At 42.3% G+C, this 25424-nt stretch carries 29 protein-coding genes and 1 pseudogene; 19 read left to right on the top strand and 11 right to left on the bottom strand.

Going from position 1 to position 25424, the window contains the following annotated elements:
* The 4 genes from PY092_RS16110 to PY092_RS16125 all read right to left on the bottom strand — a co-directional run.
* On the bottom strand, window positions 1-605 hold a 605-nt coding region (locus PY092_RS16110), incomplete at its 3' end, for a lipocalin-like domain-containing protein (protein WP_275616840.1).
* 282 nt (window positions 606-887) lie between these two features.
* On the bottom strand, window positions 888-1892 hold the full coding sequence (locus PY092_RS16115; protein WP_275616841.1) for a lipocalin family protein: 1005 nt from the start codon (window positions 1890-1892) through the stop codon (window positions 888-890).
* Between the two features lie 63 nt (window positions 1893-1955).
* A complete protein-coding gene (locus PY092_RS16120) occupies window positions 1956-2483 on the bottom strand; it encodes a Crp/Fnr family transcriptional regulator (protein ID WP_275616842.1) in 528 nt (175 codons plus the stop codon).
* Between the two features lie 365 nt (window positions 2484-2848).
* Window positions 2849-3196, bottom strand: coding sequence for a winged helix-turn-helix transcriptional regulator (locus tag PY092_RS16125; protein WP_275616843.1), 348 nt, complete (start codon window positions 3194-3196; stop codon window positions 2849-2851).
* A gap of 96 nt (window positions 3197-3292) precedes the next feature.
* Between PY092_RS16125 and PY092_RS16130 the strand changes: the two genes are divergently transcribed.
* The 3 genes and pseudogenes from PY092_RS16130 (at window position 3293) to PY092_RS16140 (ending at window position 5900) form a co-directional block, all read left to right on the top strand.
* The gene (locus tag PY092_RS16130) at window positions 3293-4030 is read left to right on the top strand and encodes a pirin family protein (protein ID WP_275616844.1); all 738 of its coding nucleotides are present in this window, start codon (window positions 3293-3295) and stop codon (window positions 4028-4030) included.
* Window positions 4031-4048: 18 nt separating this feature from the next.
* Window positions 4049-4783: pseudogene (locus tag PY092_RS16135) on the top strand (SDR family NAD(P)-dependent oxidoreductase).
* 40 nt (window positions 4784-4823) lie between these two features.
* Entirely contained in the window at window positions 4824-5900 is a 1077-nt protein-coding gene (locus tag PY092_RS16140; RefSeq protein WP_275616845.1) for an alkene reductase, read from the top strand.
* Between the two features lie 380 nt (window positions 5901-6280).
* Here PY092_RS16140 and PY092_RS16145 read toward each other — a convergent pair whose 3' ends face one another.
* On the bottom strand, window positions 6281-6877 hold the full coding sequence (locus PY092_RS16145) for an HdeD family acid-resistance protein (RefSeq protein ID WP_275616846.1): 597 nt from the start codon (window positions 6875-6877) through the stop codon (window positions 6281-6283).
* Window positions 6878-7556: 679 nt separating this feature from the next.
* On the opposite strand from PY092_RS16145, the gene PY092_RS16150 reads away from it, so the two are divergent.
* The 3 genes from PY092_RS16150 to PY092_RS16160 all read left to right on the top strand — a co-directional run bounded on the left by PY092_RS16150 (window position 7557) and on the right by PY092_RS16160 (window position 9397).
* Entirely contained in the window at window positions 7557-8657 is a 1101-nt protein-coding gene (locus PY092_RS16150) for a mechanosensitive ion channel family protein (protein WP_275616847.1), read from the top strand.
* A 106-nt stretch (window positions 8658-8763) separates the two neighbouring features.
* A complete protein-coding gene (locus tag PY092_RS16155; protein ID WP_275616848.1) occupies window positions 8764-8967 on the top strand; it encodes a hypothetical protein in 204 nt (67 codons plus the stop codon).
* A gap of 67 nt (window positions 8968-9034) precedes the next feature.
* On the top strand, window positions 9035-9397 hold the full coding sequence (locus PY092_RS16160) for a hypothetical protein (protein ID WP_275616849.1): 363 nt from the start codon (window positions 9035-9037) through the stop codon (window positions 9395-9397).
* 116 nt (window positions 9398-9513) lie between these two features.
* On the opposite strand, the gene PY092_RS16165 is transcribed toward PY092_RS16160, so the two are convergent.
* The 4 genes from PY092_RS16165 to PY092_RS16180 form a co-directional block, all read right to left on the bottom strand.
* The gene (locus PY092_RS16165; protein WP_275616850.1) at window positions 9514-9906 is read right to left on the bottom strand and encodes a lipocalin-like domain-containing protein; all 393 of its coding nucleotides are present in this window, start codon (window positions 9904-9906) and stop codon (window positions 9514-9516) included.
* Complete coding sequence (locus PY092_RS16170) at window positions 9903-10307, bottom strand: hypothetical protein (protein WP_275616851.1); 405 nt, start codon at window positions 10305-10307, stop codon at window positions 9903-9905. The genes PY092_RS16165 and PY092_RS16170 overlap by 4 nt, the downstream gene beginning before the upstream one ends.
* Window positions 10308-10382: 75 nt before the next feature.
* Complete coding sequence (locus PY092_RS16175; protein WP_275616852.1) at window positions 10383-10775, bottom strand: hypothetical protein; 393 nt, start codon at window positions 10773-10775, stop codon at window positions 10383-10385.
* 11 nt (window positions 10776-10786) lie between these two features.
* Window positions 10787-11215, bottom strand: a complete 429-nt coding sequence (locus tag PY092_RS16180; protein ID WP_275616853.1) for a hypothetical protein — start codon at window positions 11213-11215, stop codon at window positions 10787-10789.
* Between the two features lie 523 nt (window positions 11216-11738).
* On the opposite strand from PY092_RS16180, the gene PY092_RS19700 reads away from it, so the two are divergent.
* The 9 genes from PY092_RS19700 to PY092_RS16225 all read left to right on the top strand — a co-directional run bounded on the left by PY092_RS19700 (window position 11739) and on the right by PY092_RS16225 (window position 20275).
* Window positions 11739-12632, top strand: coding sequence for an AraC family transcriptional regulator (locus tag PY092_RS19700; protein WP_275616854.1), 894 nt, complete (start codon window positions 11739-11741; stop codon window positions 12630-12632).
* A 203-nt stretch (window positions 12633-12835) separates the two neighbouring features.
* The gene (locus PY092_RS16190) at window positions 12836-13957 is read left to right on the top strand and encodes a muconate/chloromuconate family cycloisomerase (RefSeq protein ID WP_275616855.1); all 1122 of its coding nucleotides are present in this window, start codon (window positions 12836-12838) and stop codon (window positions 13955-13957) included.
* Window positions 13958-13966: 9 nt separating this feature from the next.
* Window positions 13967-14257 (top strand): muconolactone Delta-isomerase family protein, encoded by a 291-nt coding sequence (locus PY092_RS16195; protein ID WP_275616856.1) that lies wholly within the window; start codon window positions 13967-13969, stop codon window positions 14255-14257.
* A 48-nt stretch (window positions 14258-14305) separates the two neighbouring features.
* Window positions 14306-15226 (top strand): catechol 1,2-dioxygenase, encoded by a 921-nt coding sequence (gene catA, locus PY092_RS16200; protein ID WP_275616857.1) that lies wholly within the window; start codon window positions 14306-14308, stop codon window positions 15224-15226.
* Between the two features lie 121 nt (window positions 15227-15347).
* Entirely contained in the window at window positions 15348-16127 is a 780-nt protein-coding gene (gene pcaD, locus PY092_RS16205; RefSeq protein WP_275616858.1) for a 3-oxoadipate enol-lactonase, read from the top strand.
* Between the two features lie 13 nt (window positions 16128-16140).
* On the top strand, window positions 16141-17484 hold the full coding sequence (locus tag PY092_RS16210; RefSeq protein ID WP_275616859.1) for a 3-oxoacid CoA-transferase: 1344 nt from the start codon (window positions 16141-16143) through the stop codon (window positions 17482-17484).
* Window positions 17481-17975 (top strand): FUSC family protein, encoded by a 495-nt coding sequence (locus PY092_RS16215; RefSeq protein ID WP_275616860.1) that lies wholly within the window; start codon window positions 17481-17483, stop codon window positions 17973-17975. Before PY092_RS16210 ends, PY092_RS16215 begins: the two co-directional genes overlap by 4 nt.
* 13 nt (window positions 17976-17988) lie before the next feature.
* Entirely contained in the window at window positions 17989-19194 is a 1206-nt protein-coding gene (locus tag PY092_RS16220) for an acetyl-CoA C-acyltransferase (RefSeq protein WP_275616861.1), read from the top strand.
* Window positions 19195-19666: 472 nt separating this feature from the next.
* Window positions 19667-20275: a glutaredoxin domain-containing protein gene (locus PY092_RS16225; protein ID WP_275616862.1), complete on the top strand. Its 609-nt coding sequence runs from the start codon at window positions 19667-19669 to the stop codon at window positions 20273-20275.
* A gap of 33 nt (window positions 20276-20308) precedes the next feature.
* Here PY092_RS16225 and PY092_RS16230 read toward each other — a convergent pair whose 3' ends face one another.
* Together PY092_RS16230 and PY092_RS16235 are read right to left on the bottom strand one after the other, a co-directional pair.
* Complete coding sequence (locus PY092_RS16230; protein ID WP_275616863.1) at window positions 20309-21421, bottom strand: hypothetical protein; 1113 nt, start codon at window positions 21419-21421, stop codon at window positions 20309-20311.
* Between the two features lie 43 nt (window positions 21422-21464).
* The gene (locus tag PY092_RS16235) at window positions 21465-22169 is read right to left on the bottom strand and encodes a hypothetical protein (RefSeq protein WP_275616864.1); all 705 of its coding nucleotides are present in this window, start codon (window positions 22167-22169) and stop codon (window positions 21465-21467) included.
* A gap of 348 nt (window positions 22170-22517) precedes the next feature.
* Between PY092_RS16235 and PY092_RS16240 the strand changes: the two genes are divergently transcribed.
* From PY092_RS16240 to PY092_RS16255, 4 genes are all read left to right on the top strand, one after another.
* Window positions 22518-22772, top strand: a complete 255-nt coding sequence (locus tag PY092_RS16240) for a hypothetical protein (protein WP_275616865.1) — start codon at window positions 22518-22520, stop codon at window positions 22770-22772.
* Between the two features lie 105 nt (window positions 22773-22877).
* On the top strand, window positions 22878-23480 hold the full coding sequence (locus tag PY092_RS16245) for a TetR/AcrR family transcriptional regulator (protein WP_275616866.1): 603 nt from the start codon (window positions 22878-22880) through the stop codon (window positions 23478-23480).
* 309 nt (window positions 23481-23789) lie between these two features.
* Entirely contained in the window at window positions 23790-24299 is a 510-nt protein-coding gene (locus tag PY092_RS16250; protein WP_275616867.1) for a GbsR/MarR family transcriptional regulator, read from the top strand.
* Entirely contained in the window at window positions 24296-25417 is a 1122-nt protein-coding gene (locus PY092_RS16255; protein ID WP_275616868.1) for an efflux RND transporter periplasmic adaptor subunit, read from the top strand. The genes PY092_RS16250 and PY092_RS16255 overlap by 4 nt, the downstream gene beginning before the upstream one ends.
* The last annotated feature ends 7 nt before the right edge of the window (window positions 25418-25424 follow it).

Below are 25424 nucleotides of genomic sequence, written 5' to 3' on the forward strand. Positions count from 1 at the left end.
AAGGTTCCTTTCATTGGCTTTTCTTTGTTTCCAAAGAAATCATGGCGCCAGAACCATTGCCTGTCATACCATGTTTTGCCAAAAACCTTATGTGTCTCGCCGTTGAAGTTTAAAGTGCCACTGCCCAATCCTTTGGTTACGGAGTATTGCCCTGTGGGAATATTGCCCACAAAATCGAAGACCCCGGTCCCTCCGTTGTAGATGACCTCCCCGGGAAACTGCATATCGAGTTCCACCGAGCCCCAGTCGAAATTGGCAGAGGCCTTGATGGCGTGCAAATTCCCACTTATCTTGCTATTGGGCATTTCAATGTACATGCTGTCGGTTTCGTAGGTCACCTCATCCTCCGAATGTATGATCTCATCACTTTTAAAGGTGCCGTTGTCTATATCGAACACATTGAAAATACTTAGAAATTTTCGTGGAACCCCAGCTGGTGCCGGTACTTCGAGTTGGTGGATAAGAATATTGAACTTGCGGCCCTGGTCAGTTTGGACATCGGCAATGGCAAAGAAGGAATTGGTGCCCATCTCGGGTTTAAAGGCCAGATCACGTTCGGCGTCTATCAAATGGGGGATACTTAATTTTCTTGAACCTGTTTTCATTTTTACTGCTTTTAAAGATTATACTTTAAAAGTAAAAAGCATTAGGGCCACATTTTTTGACATAAGTCAAAAACGGATGCTGCCCCTGATCCTGCTCAATGTTTCTTGGCTGATGTTCAAAAGATTGGCAATATGCTAAAAAATTACTCTTGCCGCCTTCTTTACTCCTGGCTTTTTGCTTTTAAAAGTTTTAGCCCCGCATACCGAAAGAAAAAGCGCAGGATTTAAATCCTGCGCCTTTCAAATGTTTATCGGACAACTATAAGACAAAATTAAAATTTGTTATCCTTTGCTCCAATTTCCAACCATTTCAACCAGGTTATGACCCGTTACGGGTTTTCCCCTGAAAGTTCCGGTAATGTTAGCAAGACCTTCATACCTAGGGAGCATATTAGAAGCAACTTCCTGTTCTTTCTTAATAGCTTTAACAGTTAGTTTGGCATCTAATTCAGGTATATCCACAATCCAGTTTGTGGGATAGTGTTGCTTTTTAGGGCTAATCCAATACTCACTGGCCAATTCGGCAAGAGGTTTGATGTTTGCAACAACATGAGAACCGTCCGGCTCAACGAGGGTTACAAAACTGGAGTGATTTCCATAAAGGTGGATATCCCATAAACCCATTACGTGGCCATTATCCAAAGTAAGGTTCATCCAGGTCCAGTGCATATCCTGTCCTTGAAATTCCTCTTTTTTCACCATTGTTTCTTTATTTCCATCAAGGTCTTTAATCCAAGACCATTGCCTGTCAAACCACGTTGTCCCAAAAAACTTTATCTCTTCGCCTTCTAAAGTTAACGTACCGCTGCATAACCCATTGACAATGGAATACTGACCTGTAGGAACATTTCCGAAAAAATCAAACACCCCGGTTCCTGCGTTGTACATTACCTGCCCCGGAAACTGCATATTTAAATCTAGAGATCCCCAATCACTATTAGCTGAAACGTGCATGGTATGTACATCCCCACTTATTATACTGTTAGGTGTTTCTACATACATTCTGTCAGTTTCATATCGTATTTCATCTTCCGTATATACACCTTCGGAGCTTTTATATGTGCCATTTGTGATGTCAAATACGTTAAAAATACTTCCTAATTGCACTGGGTCATCTGCAGGGGCTGGAGACTGAAGTTGATGAACAAGCATATTGAACTTCCGGCCATCTTGCGTTTCTACATCAGCAATGGCAAAAAAGGAATTAGCCATTAAACCAGGTTTCCAAGCTAGGTCTCGTTCTGCATCTATCAGATGAGGAATACGTAATTTAGATTTTGTTTTCATTTTTTTCTATTTAAAATTTTCATAAAATGTAAATAAAATGAGAACTCCATTTTTTGATATATGTCAAAATCGAATGTCGCTTCTTATCCTGCTTAAGGTTTCCTGGCTAATATTCATAAGACTTGCAATATCCTTAAGGCTTACTCTTTGAATAATTTGCGGAAATCTATCCACGATTATTTTGTATTTGTCCGTCCCTGTGTTTTCCGTAAGCCTTATTTTTTCTTCAAGAAAGATGCAGTATTCCTCGGCTATTTTTCTTCTGTAAGTTTCCATTTCAGGGTATTTATCATATAAGGCTACCAAATCTGGATGGTAAACATATTCCACTGTCGAATCTTCCAAAAACTGTGCATTGTCAATCGAAGGTAGCTCCAAAAATACACTTGAGGTCGAGCCAAAAATTAAATTTTCAAAAATGAACATGGTGTTTTTCTCTTTCCCATTTTTATGGTAAAATGTCCTCAAGCATCCTTTTGTTATCAGATAAACACTGTTCGGAAATTGATTTTCCCGGTATAAAAAATCCCCCTTTCTTTTGTGGAGGACCTTAATCTTGGACAAAAGTTCTTTCTCGATTTCAGGAGACATAGTTTTATATTCCTTAAACTTGTTGATAAAACCTATCATTCGCTGCTACACTTATTTTTTTGACAAACAGATTAAACTTTATTCATATAAGTGGAAGTTAGGGATTTTCTGGGCATTTAATGGCTTTTTTAAATCACTGGGCAGACTTGTGAAAGAAAAACACAAAAATGGGAGTAAAAGATAGCTTTTAAGGAACTATGAAAGCTTGGATGAGTTCGTGACATTACATTTGGAAGCAGCCTCCTCCCGCCAAATTAATTTTTTGAAAAATGTGGGGTGTAAATTCTTTGATCACGTAGGTCTTAATATAGGCGATGTTGTGCAAGGCTACCATTGCCATATAATTAGGGTGTGTTATTAAACCACTATTTGGCAAGGATGTTTTTTCTATGCTGAATGCCCCAATCCAACATGGAATTAATGACGCTGTCCAGGGTTTTACAATAAGGGGTCAGCGAATATTCTACATTTATTGGGCGGGTGTCAATCACTTTTCGTTCGACCAGGTCGTTCATCTCAAGCTCTTTCAATTCCTTGGATAGGATTCTAGGTGAGATCTCTGCCAGTTTCGACAATTCGTTGAACCTTACAGGCCCCTCACGCATAATGGAAATCAATATAAGTTTCCACTTGCCCCCGACCACATCCAAAGTATCCCTTATGGCCATCCTCGCTTTTTTACAATCTTCCATTATTTCTTCTTTCTTATCCATATCAAACCTACTATTCTTTTTGTAACTACTATTCTATTGTAATATACTAACAAAATTAGTTGAATGTTCTTTATTTTTGTTAGAAGTCGAAAGGAGATGATTTATAAAATAAAAAAAGAACAGTTTTTGGGAGATGGTCCCATTAAGATATTATATCCTGGTTTGGCTTTGCCAAACTCCGTGGATACCGGAATTGGAAGTATTGGCAGGATCGACCATCCGGAATTTCATGGAAACACGGTTATCAAAATGCATCCACATGTCAACGATGAAATCGTTTCGTATTTTAGAAGTGGGATTTCTGAGCATAAAGATTCCGAAGGATATACCGAAAACATATCAAAGAATAGACTGATGTTCATGAAAGCTGGGAAATCCTTCTATCATGAGGAAAAAATCCTTGGGAAAGAAGAACCTTTGGAAGGGTTGCAGATTTTTATCCGCCCCGGCAAAAAGGATTTGAAGCCTGAGGTGCTTTTTAGGGATTTGGAGCACGTTCATTCAGAAAACCAATGGAGATTGCTGGGCGCTCCGAATGGTGGTACGGAGTTTAGATTTAGCAGCCGAACATGGTTGTACGATACCAAGCTATTGGAAGGAAGCAGCATCGATTTTCCGCAATTGGAAAATGAGGGTCTTACTTCAGTGCTCTACGTTTTTCAGGGAAAAATCACATTGAACGACTCTGTTCCTCTGATAAAAAAAGAGGCAGCAATCATAACAGACGAGCTTTCTGTAATTTATGCGGAAACAGATGCCGAGCTGGTCCTCTTTGTCACCGATGAAAACAGTGAAATTTTTAAAGAAGGCATGTACAGTGGCAATAAATATTAAAACATAAAAACAAAAATTATGGGAAATAAGGGAACGGCTGTTATTACAGGGGCAGCAAATGGAATCGGTCAAGCCTATGCCGTGAGGTTGGCCCAAGATGGTTTTGATATCGCAGTGGCGGATGTCGCAGAGGCCTAAGAGACCAAAAAGCTTGTGGAAGCTGAGGGCAGAAAGTTTTATTCGGCCATCGTGGACGTGACCTCCCCGGAAAGTACCGAAAAATTCGCCACTGACGTTGTTGAAAATTTGGGTGATGTTAAGGTTTTGGTCAATAATGCAGGTATATATCCTTGGAAACCATTTTCCGAAACTGATTTTGACACATGGAGAAAAGTGATAGGAGTGAATTTGGATGGGACCTTTTTAATGAGCAAAGCCTTTGTACCCATCATGGTCCAAAACCAGTATGGACGTATAGTAAATGTGGCCAGCACCACTTTTTTTATGAATGCACAACAAATGACGGCCTATATAGCCAGTAAAGGAGGGATCATAGGCTTCACACGTGCATTGGCAGGCGAGGTGGGCAAGGATGGTGTCACGGTAAATGTGATAGCTCCTGGCCTTACGAATACAAGTACCATGAAAGGTGTCAATGAGGAAATATTCGAGACACTCCCAAACATGCAGGCCATACCTAGGGTTATTGAGCCGAAAGACTTGGTGGGGGTCGTCTCATTTCTCTGTTCCGATGATTCGGCATTTGTAACCGGACAAACGATTGTTGCTGACGGTGGTCAAGTCAGGAATTGACCACTCTCTTCCAGTTTAATCCCAAATCATATTCAAGAACATGAAATTATTGGAACAGACACAATTGGGTAGGCTATCCTTAAAGAATAGAATGGTAATGTCCGCAATGACAAGAAACAGGGCCGATGAAAACGGAGTTGTTCATGATATGACCGTTACCTATTACAAGCAAAGGGCAACAGCCGGCCTTATCATAACCGAGGCCATCAATATTTCTGAAGGTGCTATTGGAAGCCCCCTCACACCTGGAATCTATACACAAGCACAAATAGATGCCTGGAAAAAAGTGACCAAAGCCGTTCATCAGGCAGATGGTAAAATAGTGGCCCAACTATGGCATACGGGTCGTATAGGTCATTCCGTTGATAGGAAGGGAGTTGTGCCCGTTGCCCCTTCCGCCATTGCAATCAGGGGTGCGCAGCACTTCACCTCCCAAGGTTTAAAAGATTATGAGGTGCCAAGGGCCCTGGACTTGTCCGAGATAAAAGAAATTATCAATGATTATGGCAAAGCGGCATCAAATGCGATGGAAGCCGGTTTTGACGGTGTAGAGGTACATGCTGCAAACGGTTACCTGCCCCACCAGTTCTTGTCCGATAGTGCCAACCATAGAAAGGATGAATATGGGGGCAGTATTGAAAACAGGTGTCAGTTCGTTTTGGATGTAATGAAAGAGGTGGTCCATACTATTGGAAGAGATAGGGTAGGGATCAAGATTTCTCCCTTGCATCCCTATGGGAATATGGTTTTTGATGATCCGAAAGCAACATTTATGTACTTATTGAATGAACTCAATACGTTGGATTTTGCTTTTGTGGAAATAATGAAGAAAAATCCCATGTTTCCGTTATTGGATCATTACCCACAAGAGGATGAAATTGAACTGTGGGGAAGTTTGATAAAGACAAAATTGATTGCAAATACCTCTTATACCAAAGAAAATGCCGAAATGGAATTAAAAAAAGGAATCGCAGATTTGATTTCATTCGGAAGCATGTTTTTGGCAAATCCTGATTTGCCCAAGAGGTTTAGGTTGGATGCTGAGTTAAATCATCCTGACCAAAATACTTTCTTTGGAGGAAATGAAAAGGGTTATATAGATTACCCGACCCTATAGACCCGCTGCAACCCATATCCGGAAGATGAATCGATTAGTATCGTCAATACATATTTGATTAAAAGACTTAGCTTTTCCGGCATGCCCTTATCTTGAAATGATCGATCAATACCATCGACCAGAAGACGGGCCCAGGAAGGTTACCTACGTTATGGCCATCATTGACAAAAGGACCAAATCCCAGTAATCCAATCGTTTTTTTAACTTAAAACCATGTCTGTTATTCCCTGATTTTTTGATATATGTGGTCGTCCTCAGTCATTGGTATTCTCCTAATGTGTTTGCTTGTTGTTATGTACTAAGGCCAGACTAGGTCCAAGACCATATATAAATTATTGGGTGGACATTCAAAATATGGACAAAGCTTTGCCAATTCCAGCTTAAGAACGATTGGTTTGGTCTTCCATGCCATCAATGAACTCTTCAGCGTCTTTTTTGAACCTACGGATTGAAAAGCCCAAAATGATGTTGATGATTCCTAAGATGATCAATCCATAACCAATCCAAAAAACAAATCCGATTCCTATCAAGAGAGGGTTCCAGAGCAATATGAATGAAAAAATGATGCCGATAATGCCAAAAGCAAACATCCACCCCCAATTTTTGATGCCTACACTTTTTAATTCAAAGGCAGAGGATGTATAGACTATGGAACGAAACAATAACCAGAACCCAATGTAAAGGGAGAGTACCAATGCTGAAAAATCGGGCTTGAGGCTTAACAAGATACCCAAGATCAGTGTGATGATACCGCCAACAAGGTGCCACCCCCAATTTTTGAGGATTCCCCGATTGGACAGGGAAAACATCACTTCCACAATTCCAGAAACCACAAAACCGATACTGAACAAAACGGCAATGGTCAAAAAGGTGGCTTCGGGGGTCGCGAACACTAAAATGCCAAGACCGATAAATAAAATCCCTAGGATCAATGGTACATACCAATATTTTAATTCTGTTTCGATAAAATCGTTCATTTCTATTTTGTTTTTAGGTTAGATTATAAGGTATTCAACTCTTTTATACTGTTTCGTTTTGGACATCATTTAATAGTACAATGCAATTTCTTGATTGGGTATACCCTTTTGGAAAGGACTGTCCAAACTTATCGTTTCTTGTTTTTCCTGCCCAGTTTGCATTATGGTAGGTTCTTTGATATTTGACAAATGTATTTTCCCATCGGATCGGGAATACAATCCATATGTTGAAGTTACGGAAAATGGTTAAGATAATTGCAGAAAATAAATTGGGGGATGTTCAATCCAAGGAGCCAATTTTTATAGGCTTTGGTGTTTATTGAAATTGTGTCAATTTTCCAAATACTATTTCTGGGCCAAAAAACAGGGCGGGAGAATGTTTACATATAGGGTAACTTGCTCAATTTCTATGTTCGTGCTTTCTTTTGATGCCCTAATTTATGTTATGCAATGATGAAAAAAATGCAGATATTGGTAACATCAAAAGAGGAACGTTGGTGTAAAGTAAATATGATGGGTTTTGTGGCTGTGCCTTCCTTTAAATTGATGACATTGTTGGTTTAGGCAACGAATAAGTCACGATCATATTGGATATTTGGAAAAGCCGCTCCTTTACGGATGAATTGCATCGACTAGAAATAGGATAGTACCCAATATAGGTGTCGGAAATACCCCAAGAATGATTGATTTTATCACCAAACACAAACAAATGTTCGAATGGTTGGTCATAGTGATGGCCGCCATAACCATACTTATTCTCTTGACAAATCTGTTTGGTCGGTGGATGATTAAAAAAATCAAGGAAAAATACCCCGATGAGGGAATATCGGCAATCCATTCGATCGTCAAGATACTTAGAATGACTTGGATCATTATGGGAATCATTGCCATAAGCCTTTTCTTTATCAATGAGGAATACCATCGGGATGCCATTGAAAAGTTCTATCTGGCGTTTTATATCGGTATAATTGCAGTTTTGACAATTATTTCCGCCACTGGGACCAATCTATGGTTTCGCCATTCCATAAAACAAAAAAAAATCCTGGAACAGGATTATACCAGCCAAAAATTCTTTAGGTACTTGGCCGTTTTGGGGATTTACTTCATAGGTGCCCTACTCATCCTTATGGTCTTCCCTGTGTTTGGAGGGATCGTTCAAACGGCATTGGGCGGCGCAGGGATCGTGACCGTCATAACGGGGTTGGCGTCCCAAGAGGCCTTGGCAAATCTGGTGGGGGGCATTTTCATCATCCTGTTCAAGCCCTTCAAAATTGGGGACCTTGTGAAGATAGATAACTCCATGGTGGGAAAAGTTACGGATATTACACTTCGGCACACAATCATCCAAAATTATGAGAACAAAATGATAGTCATACCGAATTCCATTATCAACAAGGAGAAAATAGTCAATTATGATTTGGTCGACAGTACATGCTGTGAGTGGATTGAAATCGGCATATCCTACAACAGTGACATTGATCTTGCCAAACGTATCATGTGCGAGGAGTGCGAGTCACATCCGCACATAGTGGACCATAGATCCCAAACCGATATTGATAGTGGAAAGCCTAAGGTGATGGTCAAGGTCATTAATTTGGGAGATTCGGCCATAAAGCTTCGGGCATGGGTATGGGCGCAAAACTATGAAGAGGCATTTTCCATGAGGTGCGATCTTTTTGAAAGCATCAAGAAGCGTTTTGACAAAGAGGGTGTTGAGATTCCATTCCCACATCGTACAGTGGTGATGAAAAAAGAGGGTTATGGCCAACCCCTGGATTAAAGGACAAATGATATTTTTGACCTGCCATTCGACCCCGAACATTGATTGCCGGACGATAGTTATGGCTTGCCATAGATCAAATAGCCCGAACAAAAAACTTGATTGGATGGCTGCTTCAGGCAGGCTGGATTTTACCTTCGTAGGTGTATTGTATGCTGCGAGCTGCTTGGACTTTGTATTGGCCCAAAGAATAGGAAACGTAAAAAAAGAAACTTTCACCTACCATTTAAAAATTGCTTGGTTTGCGGACCGGTTATCCAATGCCCAAGTAGGAAGTATACGGAGAAGGAAAGCGGAATACGTTCAATAACAATTTTGTGACAGTGCAACAAGCAACCACTCTTGCCAAGGGCGTTTTATGGAAAACCCTTAGTATCATGAAAAAGTCATTTTTTTTGATTTCCTACCTAGGGATTATGGGTTGTCTATGGATGGTGTCGTGTTCCAATGATGAAAATGAAGGTGTTGTTGAAAGAAACAGGACGGGAACCGTGTTGGGAACTGTTTCTTGTAATACGGGGGATGGCTTGGCCTATGGGATTTCGGTCAAAGACCTGGAACTTGAACATTCGGATTTCATTATTACGGCTTCATTACCTGAGGAATTCAAGATAAAAGGAACGGAAATCAAATTTGATATGGAGCCATCGAATGGGGGTATTACGTTTTGTACGGCGGATTTTTTACCTGAGCAATTCTATAAAGTTACCGGAGTGACCCTTTTGAAAGAAAATCCATGATTTGGAAAGCTTTCCTTTGTGGGACTGATCAGGAAAAGAAAGAATATCTGCGAAAGGGACTCTGTTTCATTCCCAAAAAGGGAAGCGGTGAATGGCAAGGGCTCAAATGAACGGTGTCATATTCTTTTATAGATATCATAACAACCTTCATCACAGGTATTTGGGATGGCGGTCAATCGCAAATGCCCATTTTCAAGACCAAACCGGTATTGTTTGTTTTCCGGATCACATGGGCTTTGAATGGTTATAATGTCATCACGTAAGGAATAAGTATACCGACAGCTTTCCAAAAAACTGTCCGTAAAGGTTCCATCCTCACTGAAGACTATTGTTTTTCCATTTTTTACACGTTGAAAAGGTTCTGGGGACCCACCTTCATGTCGCTCAATCATCTGCCATACACCGATCAAATTGTCAACCTGGTTTTTTCCATCGTCACTGGAGCACGAGAACAATAGGACCAATACTAAAGTTGCAAAAAGGGATAAGGTATTTTTTTTGTTTTTCATCGTATTTTTATTTCGGTCAGTTTAAAGCTTTGGGCGTAGACATTGGCAAGCTCATCCGTCTCAAAAAGATACCCGCTGAAAATAACGGAAAGGCTGTCTATTTTTAGTTCTTCCGGGAGATTGCAAGCATAAAGATATTCCAGTTCCCTTTTTTCATGTTCTGGACCACCGGAGAGTGTATATAGGTTTGGGCAAGCAAAAGTATCTGGGCTGATGACTTTTCCCTCAACATCTGTGAAGGTTGCCACAATGTCGTTTGTTTCTTCCAATACTTCACATGCTTCGATGTCCATTAAAAGTTTGACAGGAACTTCATCGGATTGCCCACTACATGAAAAAATCAAGAATGTCAGTGGCCATGGAGGGTGTTTTTTAAAGAGAAGTCTTTGTACTGTATCCATTGATTTCTTTACTACGTTGTTGTCTTTATGTTAAAGGGAGCTATATATTGCTGCTCAATCTTTGATGAAATCCAATTAGTCGGCCAACCCGTACTTGAAACCCAACCTCTCCATTTTTTCAACATAGGTTTCGTCAACTTCCACTCTGATGACCGTTCCCGAAGGGCATCCACATGAATCACATGTGACCATGCCGTCGGTCAACATATATGCGAATTCCCAAATTCTAAATTCATCGATGCCATTATCGAAAAGATATCCCGTTAAGGCCTCACGAACTGTATTTTCGTCATCACTTTCCTTGGTACCCCAAGGATCATTACATTTGGTCTCTTGCCAATACAGGAGTATCCCGTTATCCAGTGCGTCGGAACCAGAGCAAGAAAAAAGTATGACGGCCAACAAACAAAGTAAGATGGGATACATCAGTATTCTTTTCTCCTTTATGTGTAGTGCTCTTGAACCCATAGGTATTATATTTAATCCTTTTTGCGAAAATGCATGGTGCTTTGTGTCCCGTAATGAAAGATAAGTTCGTCCTCGGATAGTGAAATGGGGATGTGAAATGCCCTTTCTGTGTAAAGATCGACCAAGGACTCCCGGAACCTGACCTCCCATAGGGAACCGCCCACTTTAGTGATGCCATAACTGAGGATCAGTATTTTGTTCTCAAGGGCATATGAGCCACCGGCTATGGTATTGAACCCGATCTTTCCTGCCAAGGTTCCGTTTGCGAACGTAAGTACAGTCGTTTCTTCCTTTGGCACGGAAAGAGTACCTTCGTCTAAATCATCATAGTATTCCAATTGCCAAGTTCCGGATAGGCTGTCCCAGGTTGACAAATTATCGTCGTTGGAACAGGATGTAACAAAGAGAACCATAAATAGGGGCAAAATTTTTGCGACCATTCTATTTTTTTAGAAATATGATGGGTATTTGAGCGTTGGGTTGCCTTGGGTCGGTTTACCATATTGTTAATTTTTTTATATTACCGAAACCTTGAATGTAAATGTCCGTGAATCCAACAATGGGGTTATTATTTTTGGAAAAGATAAGGCAAATGGGGTGGTGAATGCCCTTTGCTGTTGAATGAACTCAAACAGTGTCAGGGACTGTCCATGGGAAAACCTGACTATCCTTCCCAAGAACTCTCTCGAACCCAACCTTTGTGGATGTGACCAAGTCAAGGCAACCTAGGTTAGAAACCCCAGTAGTTGAAACAGGGTTGAGTCACACAAAAAAATAGCTCTGTCAAAATGGGCTTAGATTATTGCACAGACATTGTACAGAAATTGATGAAGTGTGGATTCGGAAAAACGATTGCTCATCCCTTTGTAGTTTTTAAAATATGGGCTATGTAATGTATATTAAATAAATGCAGACTTTATATTTGGGGTCAATTCCCAGCATCAATCTTTTTAATGTACAGCAGTGAAAAAAAAACTTTTTTATGACGGGATTTATGGGGAAGATTCCATTGAGTTTATCCGTGAAATAATACATGTGACCACTTTGGAGAGTGTTCTTCAACGGTATCATGGCGTTATAAAAAACCATGTACACGGCAATCTTTTCCAAGTTTTTTTACTGGAGGAGGGCTCCCTATTGCTCTCCGTTAATGACGAGACCATCGAGATCAATGGAACCAGTTTTTTTGCCATTCCTAGAAACGTATTGCATGGCATGTTGGTAAAGGAGGAAATCAAAGGTTGGGTAATTACTCTTTCGGATATGGCCATAGAACGTATGTTGGCCTTGGATACCGATATCATTTTTGATATCGAGACCATTACCATTGCCAAGTTCGATTTTGAGGACCTGCTTTTTGAACATTTGTACACCACCATGCACAAGTGTATCAACGAGTTCAACAATGATCTTCCAGGAAAGGATTTTGCCCTCGAATATCTCGTTGGCATGCTCTTGATCCGACTGTACCGTATTCCCAAAAAAGGGAAACTAACGATTATTTCTTCAGACAATGCATACAATATCTATTATCGAAGGTTTTTACAGCTCATCAGCGAGATGAACAATTTTAAATATCCTATTGAAGGGTATGCGGAACAGTTGTCCATATCTGCAGGACACCTCAATAGAATCTGTAGGGAAGTGTCCGGTAAATCCCCCAAGGATATTGTTATAGAGCACTTCTTGGATGAAGCTAAGGTGAGACTGGCCATTTTTGAGACCTCAATTGCAGAAATCTCCTTTGGACTGGGATTTGAATCCCCCAACTATTTTTCGCGTCTTTTTAAAGCCAAATTGGGACTGACGCCACGCGATTACAGAAAAAAAATCGGGACGAAGAACGTTCAGGATTAGGCATTTCCAATTTTCAACAATTCACTTTTTGAACATTTTATACTTTTTTTAATATTAAATGATTGATTTGTGCTATTAATGTTTTGAAAAGATAATTTCTATTGCACCATTTTCTTCAATTTTGTTCAGTATTGACAAATAATCCACTCCATAATTACCAATCGCATAATTATTTATATGCGTATTTAACGTTATATCAAAAAATGACATATCCTAAAATTGAAAGAATCGAGACCTGTATTGTAGATCTCCCGACCATACGACTCCATCATTTATCCATGACGGTCATGAAGAAGAACAGTTTTGTGATTATCCGATTGTTCTGTAGTGATGGAGTGGAAGGTATAGGGGAGTCCACCACCATTGGGGGGCTAAGCTATGGGGAAGAGTCTCCGGAAGCTATGATGGTCAATCTCAACACCTATTTTATTCCACTTCTCCTGGGTATGGATGCCACCAACATCCACGCTATTATGAACAAGTTGGAGAAAAACATCAAAGGGAACCCGATTACCAAATCTGGCATAGAGACTGCTTTGTTGGATGCCCAGGGAAAACGCTTGGGCGTTTCTGTCTCGACCCTACTGGGAGGTTCACAACACACCGCACTGGATGTTCTTTGGACGTTGGCCAGTGGCGATACTGAAAAGGACATTGCCGAAGCGGAAAAATTGATAGCGGAGAATAGACACAACACCTTTAAGATAAAGACGGGATGGCAAACTGATAACAGGGCCGTTGAACATGTGATCGCCATTAAAAAGGCATTGGGTGCTCGGGCCAAGGTTACAGTGGATGTCAATCAGGCTTGGGATGAAGGTACGGCCAAGATTTATATCAAAAAGTTGCAGGAAAATGGCATCGACCTTATAGAGCAGCCGATAAACAAGGAGAATTTTGAAGGTCTGGCACGACTCACCCAAACATTTGAAGTACCTATTATGGCAGATGAGTCGCAGCGCACGTTAACCGATGCATTTCAATTGGCAAAAATAAGGGGAGGCAGTGTTTTTGCCCTTAAGATTGGAAAGTCAGGTGGTCTGTACAATGTCTTGAAAGTAGCGGCCATTGCCGAAGCTTCGGATATTGGATTGTACGGGGGCACGTTGTTGGAAGGTTCCATTGGAACCATTGCTTCGGCACATGCGTTCAGTACACTCAAAAATTTGAGTTGGGGCACTGAACTGTTCGGACCACTATTGCTTACGGATGATATCATCAAGACCAAGTTGGACTATTCCAATGGCACATTAAGTATACCTACCGGGCCTGGTCTTGGTCTTGAACTGGATGAAGACAAACTGAATCAGTATAAACGAAAATAATAGAAGACTATGCTTTACTGTGTTGAAATGGATGTGCACATCCCAGAAACTTGGAGTGAGGAAAAATTAAAGGACTATATCACCAGGGAACAGCAAACATCCCAGAAATATCAGAAATCTGGTAAATGGGTATACCTGTGGAGGGTTGCAGGACAATATTCGAACATAAGCATCCTGGATGTTGAAAGTCCGGACGAGCTACACCAAATACTTACCGAATTGCCGCTTTTCCCCTATATGACCATGAAGGTGAAAAGCCTATGCAAGCATCCCAATGCCATTCGGGAAACTATGTTATAAACAAACAAAGACGAATACAAATGCATATTAACACTAAAAATTACTAAGATGAACAAAGAAGCAATTGATGCGGTACTGGCAGAAATCCTATCCAAGGAAAAGGTTGGGGAAGGGAATGAAAGAATAAAGGAAATCACGAACAGGTTGTTGAAAGATTTGTTTTATGCCATTGCAGAATTGGATATCACTGCAGAGGAAGTGTGGAAAGCCTGTGATTGGATTGCCGAAGTTGGCAAGAAAAATGAAATAGGATTGGTGGCCGCTGGAATCGGGTTGGAACATTTTCTGGATGAAAAAATGGATTGGGAAGATGCCCAAGCAGGTATCGAGTTGAAAACCCCACGAACTATTGAAGGACCATTGTATGTGGCGGGAGCACCTGAATCTTTGAGCTATGCCGAATTGGAAAATGAGCCAAATCAAGGGGATGAGTCACTTTACATGCAAGGGGAGGTACTGGATGAGGAAGGCAACCCCATAGAAGGTGCTTTGGTAGAAGTGTGGCATTGCAACCAATTGGGGTTGTATTCCTACTTTGACAGTAGCCAGTCCGACTATAATCTTCGCAGGGCCATTAGAACAGCGGCAGATGGGAAATACCAGTTCAAATCATTCTTGCCCGTTGGGTATTCGTGCCCCCCGGAAGGACCTACGGATAGATTGATGACAGCATTGGGGCGCCATGGTTCCCGACCAGCACACATCCATTTCTTCATTACGGCTCCCGGATACAGAAAATTGACCACACAGATCAATATTGAAGGAGACCCATTGACCTATGATGATTTTGCCTTTGCCACCAAAAAAGACTTGGTGCCCCCGGTAAAGCATCTTTCATTGGAAGAGGCCAAAGCCATGGGCAAAGACGAACCATTCGCCTCCATCGATTTTAACTTTCACATGGTGAAGGACAGTGAGAAGATTGCGCCAGGTGAAAACCACAGAACCCGTGCTTCCATCGCTTCCTGAGGTTGGGATAAAGCACCGATAATTGTAAAAGTGAACTACCGAAGGTGGATGCCCATCTTCGGTAGTTCATTTGAAGAAACCATGATCAAAAGAATTACCAAAATCAAAAAGTATTCAAACAATGGAGATTGCAAAAATCAATAACACCAAGGTTCATTTCCATTACGAGGACAATGGGCATAAAGAAGTGCTTATTTTCTCCAATTCGTTGGGTTGTAACCTTTCCATGTGGTCTGAGCAAATCGCCTATTTGAAAAACCATGTGAACCTTCTGACCTATGACACACGAGGGCATGGAAAATCTGAGGTGACTCCTGGAGAATACACCACGGAACTGTTGGGAAAGGATGTTCTTGCCTTGGCAGACCGTTTGCACATTGAAAAATTCAGTTTTTGTGGGTTATCCATGGGTGGACTCATCGGCCAATGGTTGGGAATCCATGCAGGGAATCGACTCAACCGTTTGATCCTAGCCAATACGGCTGCCAAGATTGGAACGGAAACAGGCTGGAATGACCGTATCGCATTCGTGAAAAAAAATGGCATGGATTCCTTGGCGGAAGACAGTAAGGAGCGTTGGTTCACAAACGAATTCAGGAGCAGCCATCCAGATATTGTACAAGATTTGGCCAATCAAATAATTCATATCGATGTCAACGGATATATGGGCAATTGTGCCGCGGTCCGCGATGCTGACTTTAGGGAAGACCTTAACCAGATAGTTTCCAAAACCCTTATCATAAGTGGGAACAAGGATGAGGTCACTACGGTGGAGCACGGCAAATTTCTTGAAAAAGGAATACCCAATGCTACCCATGTTCAGGTAAGGGCGGCTCATTTGTCGAATGTGGAAAAGGCACAGGAATTTTCAGAGCAAGTGCTCCAATTCATTCAAAAATAATGATCAAAATTTAATGAAACATACACCACAAATCAGTTTGGAAGAAGCAGTGGCACTGGTAAAAAACGGTGACACCTTATTGCAGGGGGGGTTTGGAATGACAGGAAACCCAGTGCATCTGATGCATGCATTGGCCGAGACGGATACAAAGGATATCACATTCATAGGAAACAATGTTGGGGAGCCCGGACTGGGTGGAGGCAGGTTGCTTCGCAATGGCCAGATTAAAAAAATGGTAGGCTCCTTTTTTACCAGTAACCCAGAAGCGGTGGAAGCCGCCCAATCCGGCAAAGTGGCCTATGAGTTGATTCCTCAAGGGACTTTGGCCGAAGCGATTCGAGCCGGTGGGGCTGGAATAGGTGGGTTTTACACCCCCACTTCGGCAGGGACACTATTGGCAGAGAACAGGGAAACCAAAACCATAAAAGGGGTGGAACAAGTTTTTGTGGAAGGTATTCGGGGAAACGTGGCCTTTATCCGGGCATGGAAAGCCGATAAAATGGGAAACCTCCAATATCGGCTAACAGAACAAAATTTCAACAAGGCCATGGCTACCGCGGCCGACTTGGTCATTGTGGAAGTGGAGGAAATCGTGGAGATCGGTGAATTGGATCCCAATCAAATCCACACCCCTGGCTGTTATGTGGATTATCTGGTACAGGCTACACTGACAATGGACGACCTGGGTTCATCCGCAGATGTGGGTATTGCCAAAAAAGTAAGTGAAGCCCGTATGGATATGGCCAAAAGAGTCCTTAAGGAACTCCAAAAAGGGGATGTGGTCAACTTGGGAATCGGCATACCAACTTTGGTGGCGGATTTGATCTGGCCAGAAGACGATATCAACCTTCATACCGAAAATGGAATGCTCGGGGTTGGCCCGGCGCCCATGGATGGTGGGGCATTGGACTATCCTGTGAATGCAGGGAAGATTCCCGTGACCGCCCTACCGGGAAGTAGCTACTTTGATAGCTCCGAATCTTTTGGCATGATCAGAGGAAAACATGTCGATGTTGCCGTGATGGGAGGGCTGCAAGTGGACGAGCATGCCGATTTGGCCAACTGGGCCGTACCGGGAAAACCTTTGTTGGGGGTAGGGGGCGCCATGGATTTGGCGTCTGGGGCCAAAAGGCTCATCATTACTATGACCCATACCAATAAGGATGGTTCGCCCAAGGTGGTACCCCAATGCACTTTACCCTTGACTTCAAAAGGTTCTGTGGATATGATTATCACGGATAAGGCAGTTTTTGAATTTATAAAGGGAATGTTGGTATTGATCGAAATCATGCCGGGGGCCACTTTGGAAGAGGTTCGTGCACTTACATCCGCTACATTTGTGGAAAAACTTGCATGATGAAACCTTTGAGTAGCGTATCCAAGAATTTCGATAGATCGTTCTTTATTTATCTGACCCGATGTATCATAGGTTTTTTGATAGGCTATTATTTAATGATCGCCTTTTCTTCCGAAGATTTCTTTTGGGCGTTGCTTTCCATCATCTTGGTGATACCACCAGAGGGAAGAAAGTTGGCCCCAAAGCTGACAAAGGAGAGGGTGATCTCCAATTTTATAGGGTCCCTTTCGGGGTTGACCGTATTTTTTATAAATATTGATTATGTAGCAAAGGTGGTATTGGGGATTGTGGTCACCACCATCATTTGCAAGTTGTTCAAATTGATGCAAGTCGTGCGTCCGGCCATTGTGGCGCTGCTTATCATTTTGATCGAACATCCTGGTAGTATCATATCCCCGTTCGAACGATTTGTCACTGTGCTGATAGGCTGTCTTATAGGGCTATCCGTAACATTGATTACCTCGTTCATTATTCGAAAAACAAGAATTTGACAAAGTACTTATAATGGAAGAAGCATATATTATAGACGGTATCAGGACACCGATCGGCAGTTTTCGTGGCACCTTATCGCCCATTCGAACAGATAATCTGGCAGCCATGGTCATCAAGGAATTGATGGAGAGAAACCCCGGGATACCAAAGGATAAAATAGATGATGTCATTTTGGGATGTCATAACCAAGCTGGGGAGGATAACCGTAACGTGGCGCGTATGGCCCTTTTGCTGGCAGGACTTCCGCACACGGTTCCCGGGGAGACCGTCAATCGCCTCTGCTCCTCCGGTATGTCCAGCATTGTACATGCTGTACGTGCCATAAAAGCGGGCGATGGGGATATCTTTATCTCGGGAGGGGTGGAACACATGACCCGTGGACCTTTGGTGGTATCCAAATCTTCCAGGGCCTACGGCAATGATTCCCAGATGTACGATTCTAGTTTTGGTTGGCGGTTTGAGAACCCAAAGATGGAGGAAATGTACGGGACCGATCCTATGGGCATCACCGCGGAGAACTTGGTGGACCAATATGGGATTTCAAGGGAAGACCAAGACCTGTTCGCCTACAATTCCCAGATGAAGGCCGTTGCCGCCCAAAAGAACGGGCGATTGGGAGAGGAAATCATGCCAGTGGAGATCCCACAAAGAAAAAAGGATCCCATTATTTTTGACCGGGACGAGTTCATTAGGCCCGATACGACACCCGAAGGGCTTTCCAAATTACGTCCAGCCTTTAAGGCAGACGGGACCGTCACGGCGGGCAATGCCTCGGGACTGAACGATGGGGCAGGAGCCATATTCGTGGCATCCGGAAAAGCTGTAGGGTTGTATGGGTTGAAACCCTTGGCCAGGGTAGTGGCATCCGCAGTGGTAGGGGTGGAGCCAAGGATAATGGGCATCGGACCTGTGTTGGCCACCAAAAAGGTTTTGGACAAAGCAGGTCTGACACTGGATCAAATGGATGTCATCGAACTCAACGAGGCATTCTCGGCGCAGAGTCTGGCCTGTATCAGGGAATGGGGGTTGCATGATGATGATCCCAGGATCAATAGCAACGGAGGGGCCATTGCCATAGGGCATCCTTTGGGCATGACCGGAACAAGAATCACCTATACGGCAGCATTGGAACTTCAAAACCAACGGAAAAGATACGCATTGGCCACCATGTGCGTGGGCGTGGGCATGGGGTATGCCATTGTCGTTGAAAGGGTTTGATTGGCCATCTAAGTAAGCTAGTAAATAAAATACAAGTCATCTGGATGATTTTTTAGGACACCATTGGGCCAAGTCAAATAAATAGATAGAGTTACTGTTGATGAATAAGTAACGGGTCTCATAAAGGAACATGCTATAGAACAGTTTGGGCCTGGCCGCAAAGAATCCGCATCTAAAGTGGTTCGATCCGGTCAAGTATATTTTTATAGTCTTAGAGTTCACCAAGGATAAGGTAAGGGTCGATGTATATCAGGTCTGTACGGTGTACAGTACGGATTATACGTTGGATAAAGTATAGTTCAGACCAATGTCTTAGACCATAAAGGAGCTATGTAGGCGTATGATGGGTGTCATATGTTAATGATGGAATTTTACGTTTTGGTAACTGTCGGGAGACTTGTTTTTTTAGTAATTTAATCCAGTGCTTTATCAAACAACAATGTTGTGTCAACCTTACTGAAACCAATCCGATATGAAAACCTTTTTTGTCCATTTTGTTTTTCTTATGTCCGGTCTCTTGTCCTTCTCACAGGTCGCCGTGGAAATCCTTGAAGAGGAAACCCCGACACATGTGGTGTTCAAGGCGAAGAATACTTTGGATGAACCTGTTGAGATTACCTTTGAACTCAGTGAGGTCACCGGATTGGAACATGATGGGCAACCCATTGTAAAGCTCGTGGAGCCGCAAAAGACCTTATTGGTGGCCGAACTCAAAAAAATCGGGGGGCCTATAGGCTATGTCTACGGGTATAACCAGGTCCTAATGCCGGCCAAGATTTACGACCCCGAGGATTTCAAAAAGTTTGAACAGGGGATTGTGGTCTTCAGTAGGGATGGTTGTACACGATGTGCCTATACAACGGATTATCTAGTACAGAACAAGGTGGACTTTACCTTGTTCAATTTCACCCAACATCCCGAATATGGCGCCTATATGTGGGACAAGCTCAGGGAACAAGGGGTCATTGGCAACCAAGTGGGTACCCCCGTAATCATGGTGAACGGTCGGTTGAGTCATTCCCATGAGAACCTGAAACAGTTTGTCAGGACCTTGAAACAATCCCAACAGGGCCGCGAATAGGTATGTTGGGATTCCATATTTTTCCCTTTGGACCTAAAACTCGATTTGGTGGATGTTCAGGGAACTTTCATCGCTTCCAATGGGATTGTGGTACAGGGTATTGAGAACGTTCCAGAAATTGCCGTCCACTGCAGGGCCGTAGCCGAATCCCTCAAAATGTGCTCCCAGTCCAAGGGCATGACCAGTCTCGTGCACGACCAAGTCCAGATCGATTTCACTTTCACAGGCCGAAGAACCGATATGTACATACAGAACTGTATTGATACGGCCCGTTGCATCATAGAAGGGATCTTCGACCACACGGTATTTGATCAGGTAGGCATCCCGATCTTCATGGCTCCCACTGATCCATGCATTTGCCCCTATGGCCATTCCATTTGAATCAAACAGGGTCTTATTGTACAGTATGGTACAAATGGCATTCCCGTTGATGTCCTTGATCAGCTCATCTTCTTCGGCCTTGATACCGATCACCGCTCCATTGTCGTCGAAAATAAAGGGTGTGTCCTCCAAGATGTTGCCCACCGCATTACCGGCCTCGTCATAGGCCAAACCCACCATCGGATTGTCATGGCCTACGATGTTTCCCTCATTGTCATACTCAAAATATATGTTTTCAGAAGAGGATTCCGTGTCCCCTCCCTGGTAAGGATAACTGAACGTCCCAACACCAGCAGAAACATGTCCGCAATCAGTGGTCGGATTGGGCCCGGAAGCGGTCCCATCACTAAAAATCAGCCCCTTTGAAACATTTTCATTGGGTGTGTTGCCTATGCTTGTCCTATCGAACAAGGTCATTCCCAATTTATCCTCGATCGCGTCCAAGGCTTCCGTTGCAAAAGGTACAGTACCGATTTTTACCGGTATCAGGCCCTCATTTTCGATATCCCATCTTTTCAGTTTTCCATTGGTCAACTCGGAAAGGCCACACCCCGTTTGGTTGACATCGTCCTGATAATACCAAGGAAAACCGGATGTGTCAAGGTTTGTGGTGTTCAAGTTTTCCAAAATGCCGGATTCTCCCACGATCTCCGTGTCAAATCCGGTGTCATCATTATTGTCGTTGTCATCTTCCCCACTTCCGTCACAGGAGTTTAGGGAGAACGTCAATAATGATAGGGTCAAAATAGAAAGGTTGTTTTTCATTTGCTTTTTTTGGTTTAAAAAATATATTGAATTGTTTTTTGTTTCATTCCTCGGCCAAGTAGGCATCCCCTCCGATAAAGATCATCTTTGGGTTGGGTATGGCCGGATTTCCCTTTGGGCTGACAGCGAAGGAACGCTTTTCCTGTTTGCCATCCGAAAAATTTAATGTGATGATATGGTCTTCAATATGATAAGTTCCTGTATGGGCACTTTTTTCCCAAGTAGCTGCATTTGGCGTCAGGCCCCCCATGTTTTCCCCTTCTATAAAGTGTTCACCGTCAATGAATGTAACCTTTGAGATGGTCAGGGTACTCCCATAGCCTATATCAGTGGAACAGGTGTTCTGATAGATCCTAGCCAATTTCGGATTGGGCCGATAGGGAAAGGCAGGAAACCAATTTCCAGATCCCAATCCATAATCGTTCGTCCGTCCCTTATGGTCGGTCAAATAATAACGACCTCCTTTGAGCTCCCATTTTCCCCAAGCTTTCGGGCGATTACTCTTGGATGGGACCCTATCGAGGGAACCGACGGGCTCCGTTCCCACTTCCACATAGTCCCCATTGTCAAAAAGGACAATGGGTTCGAACGTAATGGAGACCGGATATCTAGAAATGGCCTTAAAGAACCATTCTTCCTTGGATTTTTGGTATCCCTGTGTATTTTCACTGTACTTTGCGGTATAGGCCCCGCAGATGACCATTATGAATGTCAGGAAGGTGAAAAAAAACAATCGTGGAGCTTTCATTATGTGCATTATTGATTGGATTTATTGAGGATTTTTCTGCAGTTCCAAAAAAGCGATAGACCAAAAACAGCAATGAAGTTATGGTATGGTGTAAGATAAAATGTAAACTAAATATTAAATTTTTCTGAAGGATTATCTCTTTTTACAATAATAAATTAGTTTGCGAAAACCCCATTAAAAAAATTGACTTGTTGTATCGGACAGGACCCAAAGTTGAAGAACTGTTCGGTTGGATTTTAATTTGGCCAAAATGAAAAGAAAACTTAAAAAAGGAAAGAGTTTATATTTCGGTAGAGTTGTATGTCCCCGGAACTGTTGTTGGAAAAATGGGGAAAGGAAATATGGAATATGACCAGAACAGTTTTTTGGGCCGCGGTAGGTACTGCTATTGCCAAAGGAACTGGTACTGTTTTAGCAATCAAAAGGGGGTACATGTTCGACCCGTATCTACTGGATACTTCATCTTTGCAACCGAAGGCATCGCCAGCGTTTATCGTATTGGGCACATCGATTCCCTTCTGTACAAACAACTGGGGTCAACTAGTTGCGGCAGTAATCCCCAAAAGTATTCCAGTCTTGGTCTATTGGGCGAATAAGAGGTAAGGATGCCTTGCAACAATGGACAGGAGGTTGTTCGGACATTAGGTCGAAAAAAGTTGTGAAGCAAAATAGTTTTAAATTTCCAATAGAAGACAATATTTTTACACTATGATAGGTAAGAAAGAGGTTCTCAAGTGTTCAGTGGATAACTTCACGAAATTTGGAAGTAAGCATTTTACCATGGATGAACTTGCCCAAACTTTGGGTATCTCTAAGAAGACGATATACAAGTACTATCCCAGCAAGGAGGACCTGGTGACAGCCAGTGTTAAATTTCTAATTGATGAATTTAGCTTCAAAGTGGAAAACATAGTTTACAGTCATAAGGATCCCATTACAAGCATTACACTTATCTATAAAAGTGGTTTTGAAAGGCTGAACCAATTTAGGCCATCGTTTATTTTTGGAATAAAAAAATATTATCCAAAAGCATATGATCTTTTTGAAAATTTCAGGTCCCATATGGTAAACAAGGTAATTTACGGTTTATTGGAAAAGGCCAAGAAGGAAGGGATTATTGTACCGGAGATCAACTTGCAGCTATTTTGTGATTTGTACTACAATAAATTTGAGGAGATACTGTTCAAGGATGATTATTTTATAGACCAATATTTGAACAATGATATCTTCAATCACATGATCATATATAATTTACGGGGCATAATCGTTTCCGGTTACCGTAACGACACTTTCAAAGAGTTTGATTGGTAGCCCCAACAGCTTAAACACAGGTGCCGGAAAAGGGTTTCAGTTGGCCTAGCTGATCTAAATCCATTCCAGATGGTTCGAGTAGACTGTTAGCGATAAGAGTGGTATTTAATTGAAGACGGGGCATTGACCATCACAGGAGGTCTTTTTCAATCCCATCGGTTTGCTAAGAGCTTCCCTTGACTTTTAAAAAAAAACAACCAAGGTTTTCCGTTACAATCTTCATAAAATAACATTAACAAACATTTAACTTCGTTTGGTTCGAATTATTCCGAACCCAACTGTATTTTTGTCGCGTAAATCAAAATAAACATGGATTCGTCTGAAAAAAGAAAACGTGAACTGGTCGAAAGGCTGGGAATTTTGTTTGAGAAAAAAGAGCATATGGCACCTGTCGCCGCTCGAATTTTCTCCTATATTATTTTATCGGGTAAACAAGGCACCACCTTTGAGGATCTGGTGCATAACCTTTGTGCAAGCAAAAGCACGATATCGACACACCTCAATCATTTACAAGATCTAAAGAAGCTGGGATATTTTACCAAAACCGGTGACAGGAAAAAATATTTCATTGTCAATACCAACACCAACACCATGATTCAAAGAATTACGGATATGGTCGAGGATTGGCAAGAAGAAAAGGAAATCCATTTGGAAATCATGACCTATAAGAAGGACATCAATAAAACATTGAAAGATAAAGACAAGTTTGAGCTTGACTTCCATTCGGATTATATCGAATTCCTGGATGGAGCTACAAGGTCAATAAACACGTTAAAGGAAACACTGGAAATCAATAAAACCAATATTAATAAAAGATGAGACGATCATTCATAAATCATTTGTTCCTTACAGGAATCGCAGTAACACTGTTTGCCAGTTGTAAACAAAATCAACAGGCTCCCCAGCAACAATCGGCATTGCCCTTTGAGGTGACCGCTGTTCCCACTAAAAACCTTACAACTTATACTTCGTACCCAACGACCATAGAGGGAGCGATCAACAGTGAGGTCCGCGCCAAAGTATCTGGATACATCCAAGAAGTATTGGTGGACGAGGGCCAAAAAGTAAGTAAAGGCCAACCTTTGTTTAAACTGGAAACGCAATCCTTGAGTCAGGATGCAGAAGCGGCCAAAGCACGCATTAGGGTGGCACAGGTAGAAGTGAATAAATTAAAGCCTTTGGTGGAAAAGAAAATCATCAGCGAGGTGCAATTGGAAACGGCCCAGGCTAATTTGGCGCAAGCCAAAAGCACGTATAACAGTATTGTTGCCAACATAGGCTATGCCACAGTGGCAAGTCCTATAAATGGATATGTAGGTGCCATTCGCTTGAGAGAGGGGTCACTGGTCAGTGCCGCCAATGCCGTACCTCTGACCACCGTAACGAGCATCGAAAAGGTGTTTGCGTACTTTTCAATGAACGAATCGGACTATCTCAACTTTTTACAGGTGACTGCTGGTAAGACCTTGCCAGAAAAAATCAAAAACTTCCCCAAAGTGGAACTACTGATGGCAAATGGTCAACCCTATGAGCAACAGGGCACCATTGAAACTGTGACTGGACAGATCAATGCCAATACGGGTACCGTTAGCTTTAGAGCTGTTTTCGACAATCCAAATATGTTGTTGACCAATGGAAACAGTGGTACCATCAATATTCCAAAACAACATGAAAATATGGTTGTGGTGCCCCAAGCAGCGACTTTCGAGCAACAAGGGCAAATTTTTGTCTATACCGTTGGCGAGGACAATACCGCTAAATCGACCTTAATTGGAATTGAAGATAAGAACAGGGTTTTGTATGTGGTCAATTCAGGTCTGAAAGAAGGTGATGTGATTGTCGTGAATGGAATCGATAAGTTGAGAAATGGCACTCCAATAATACCTCAAAAGATGGCTTTCGATAGTATTGTCAAGGCAATAAAGCCGCTATTTTAATAACATT

The organism is Flagellimonas yonaguniensis, assembly GCF_029193885.1.
GTDB classification, from domain to species: domain Bacteria; phylum Bacteroidota; class Bacteroidia; order Flavobacteriales; family Flavobacteriaceae; genus Flagellimonas; species Flagellimonas yonaguniensis.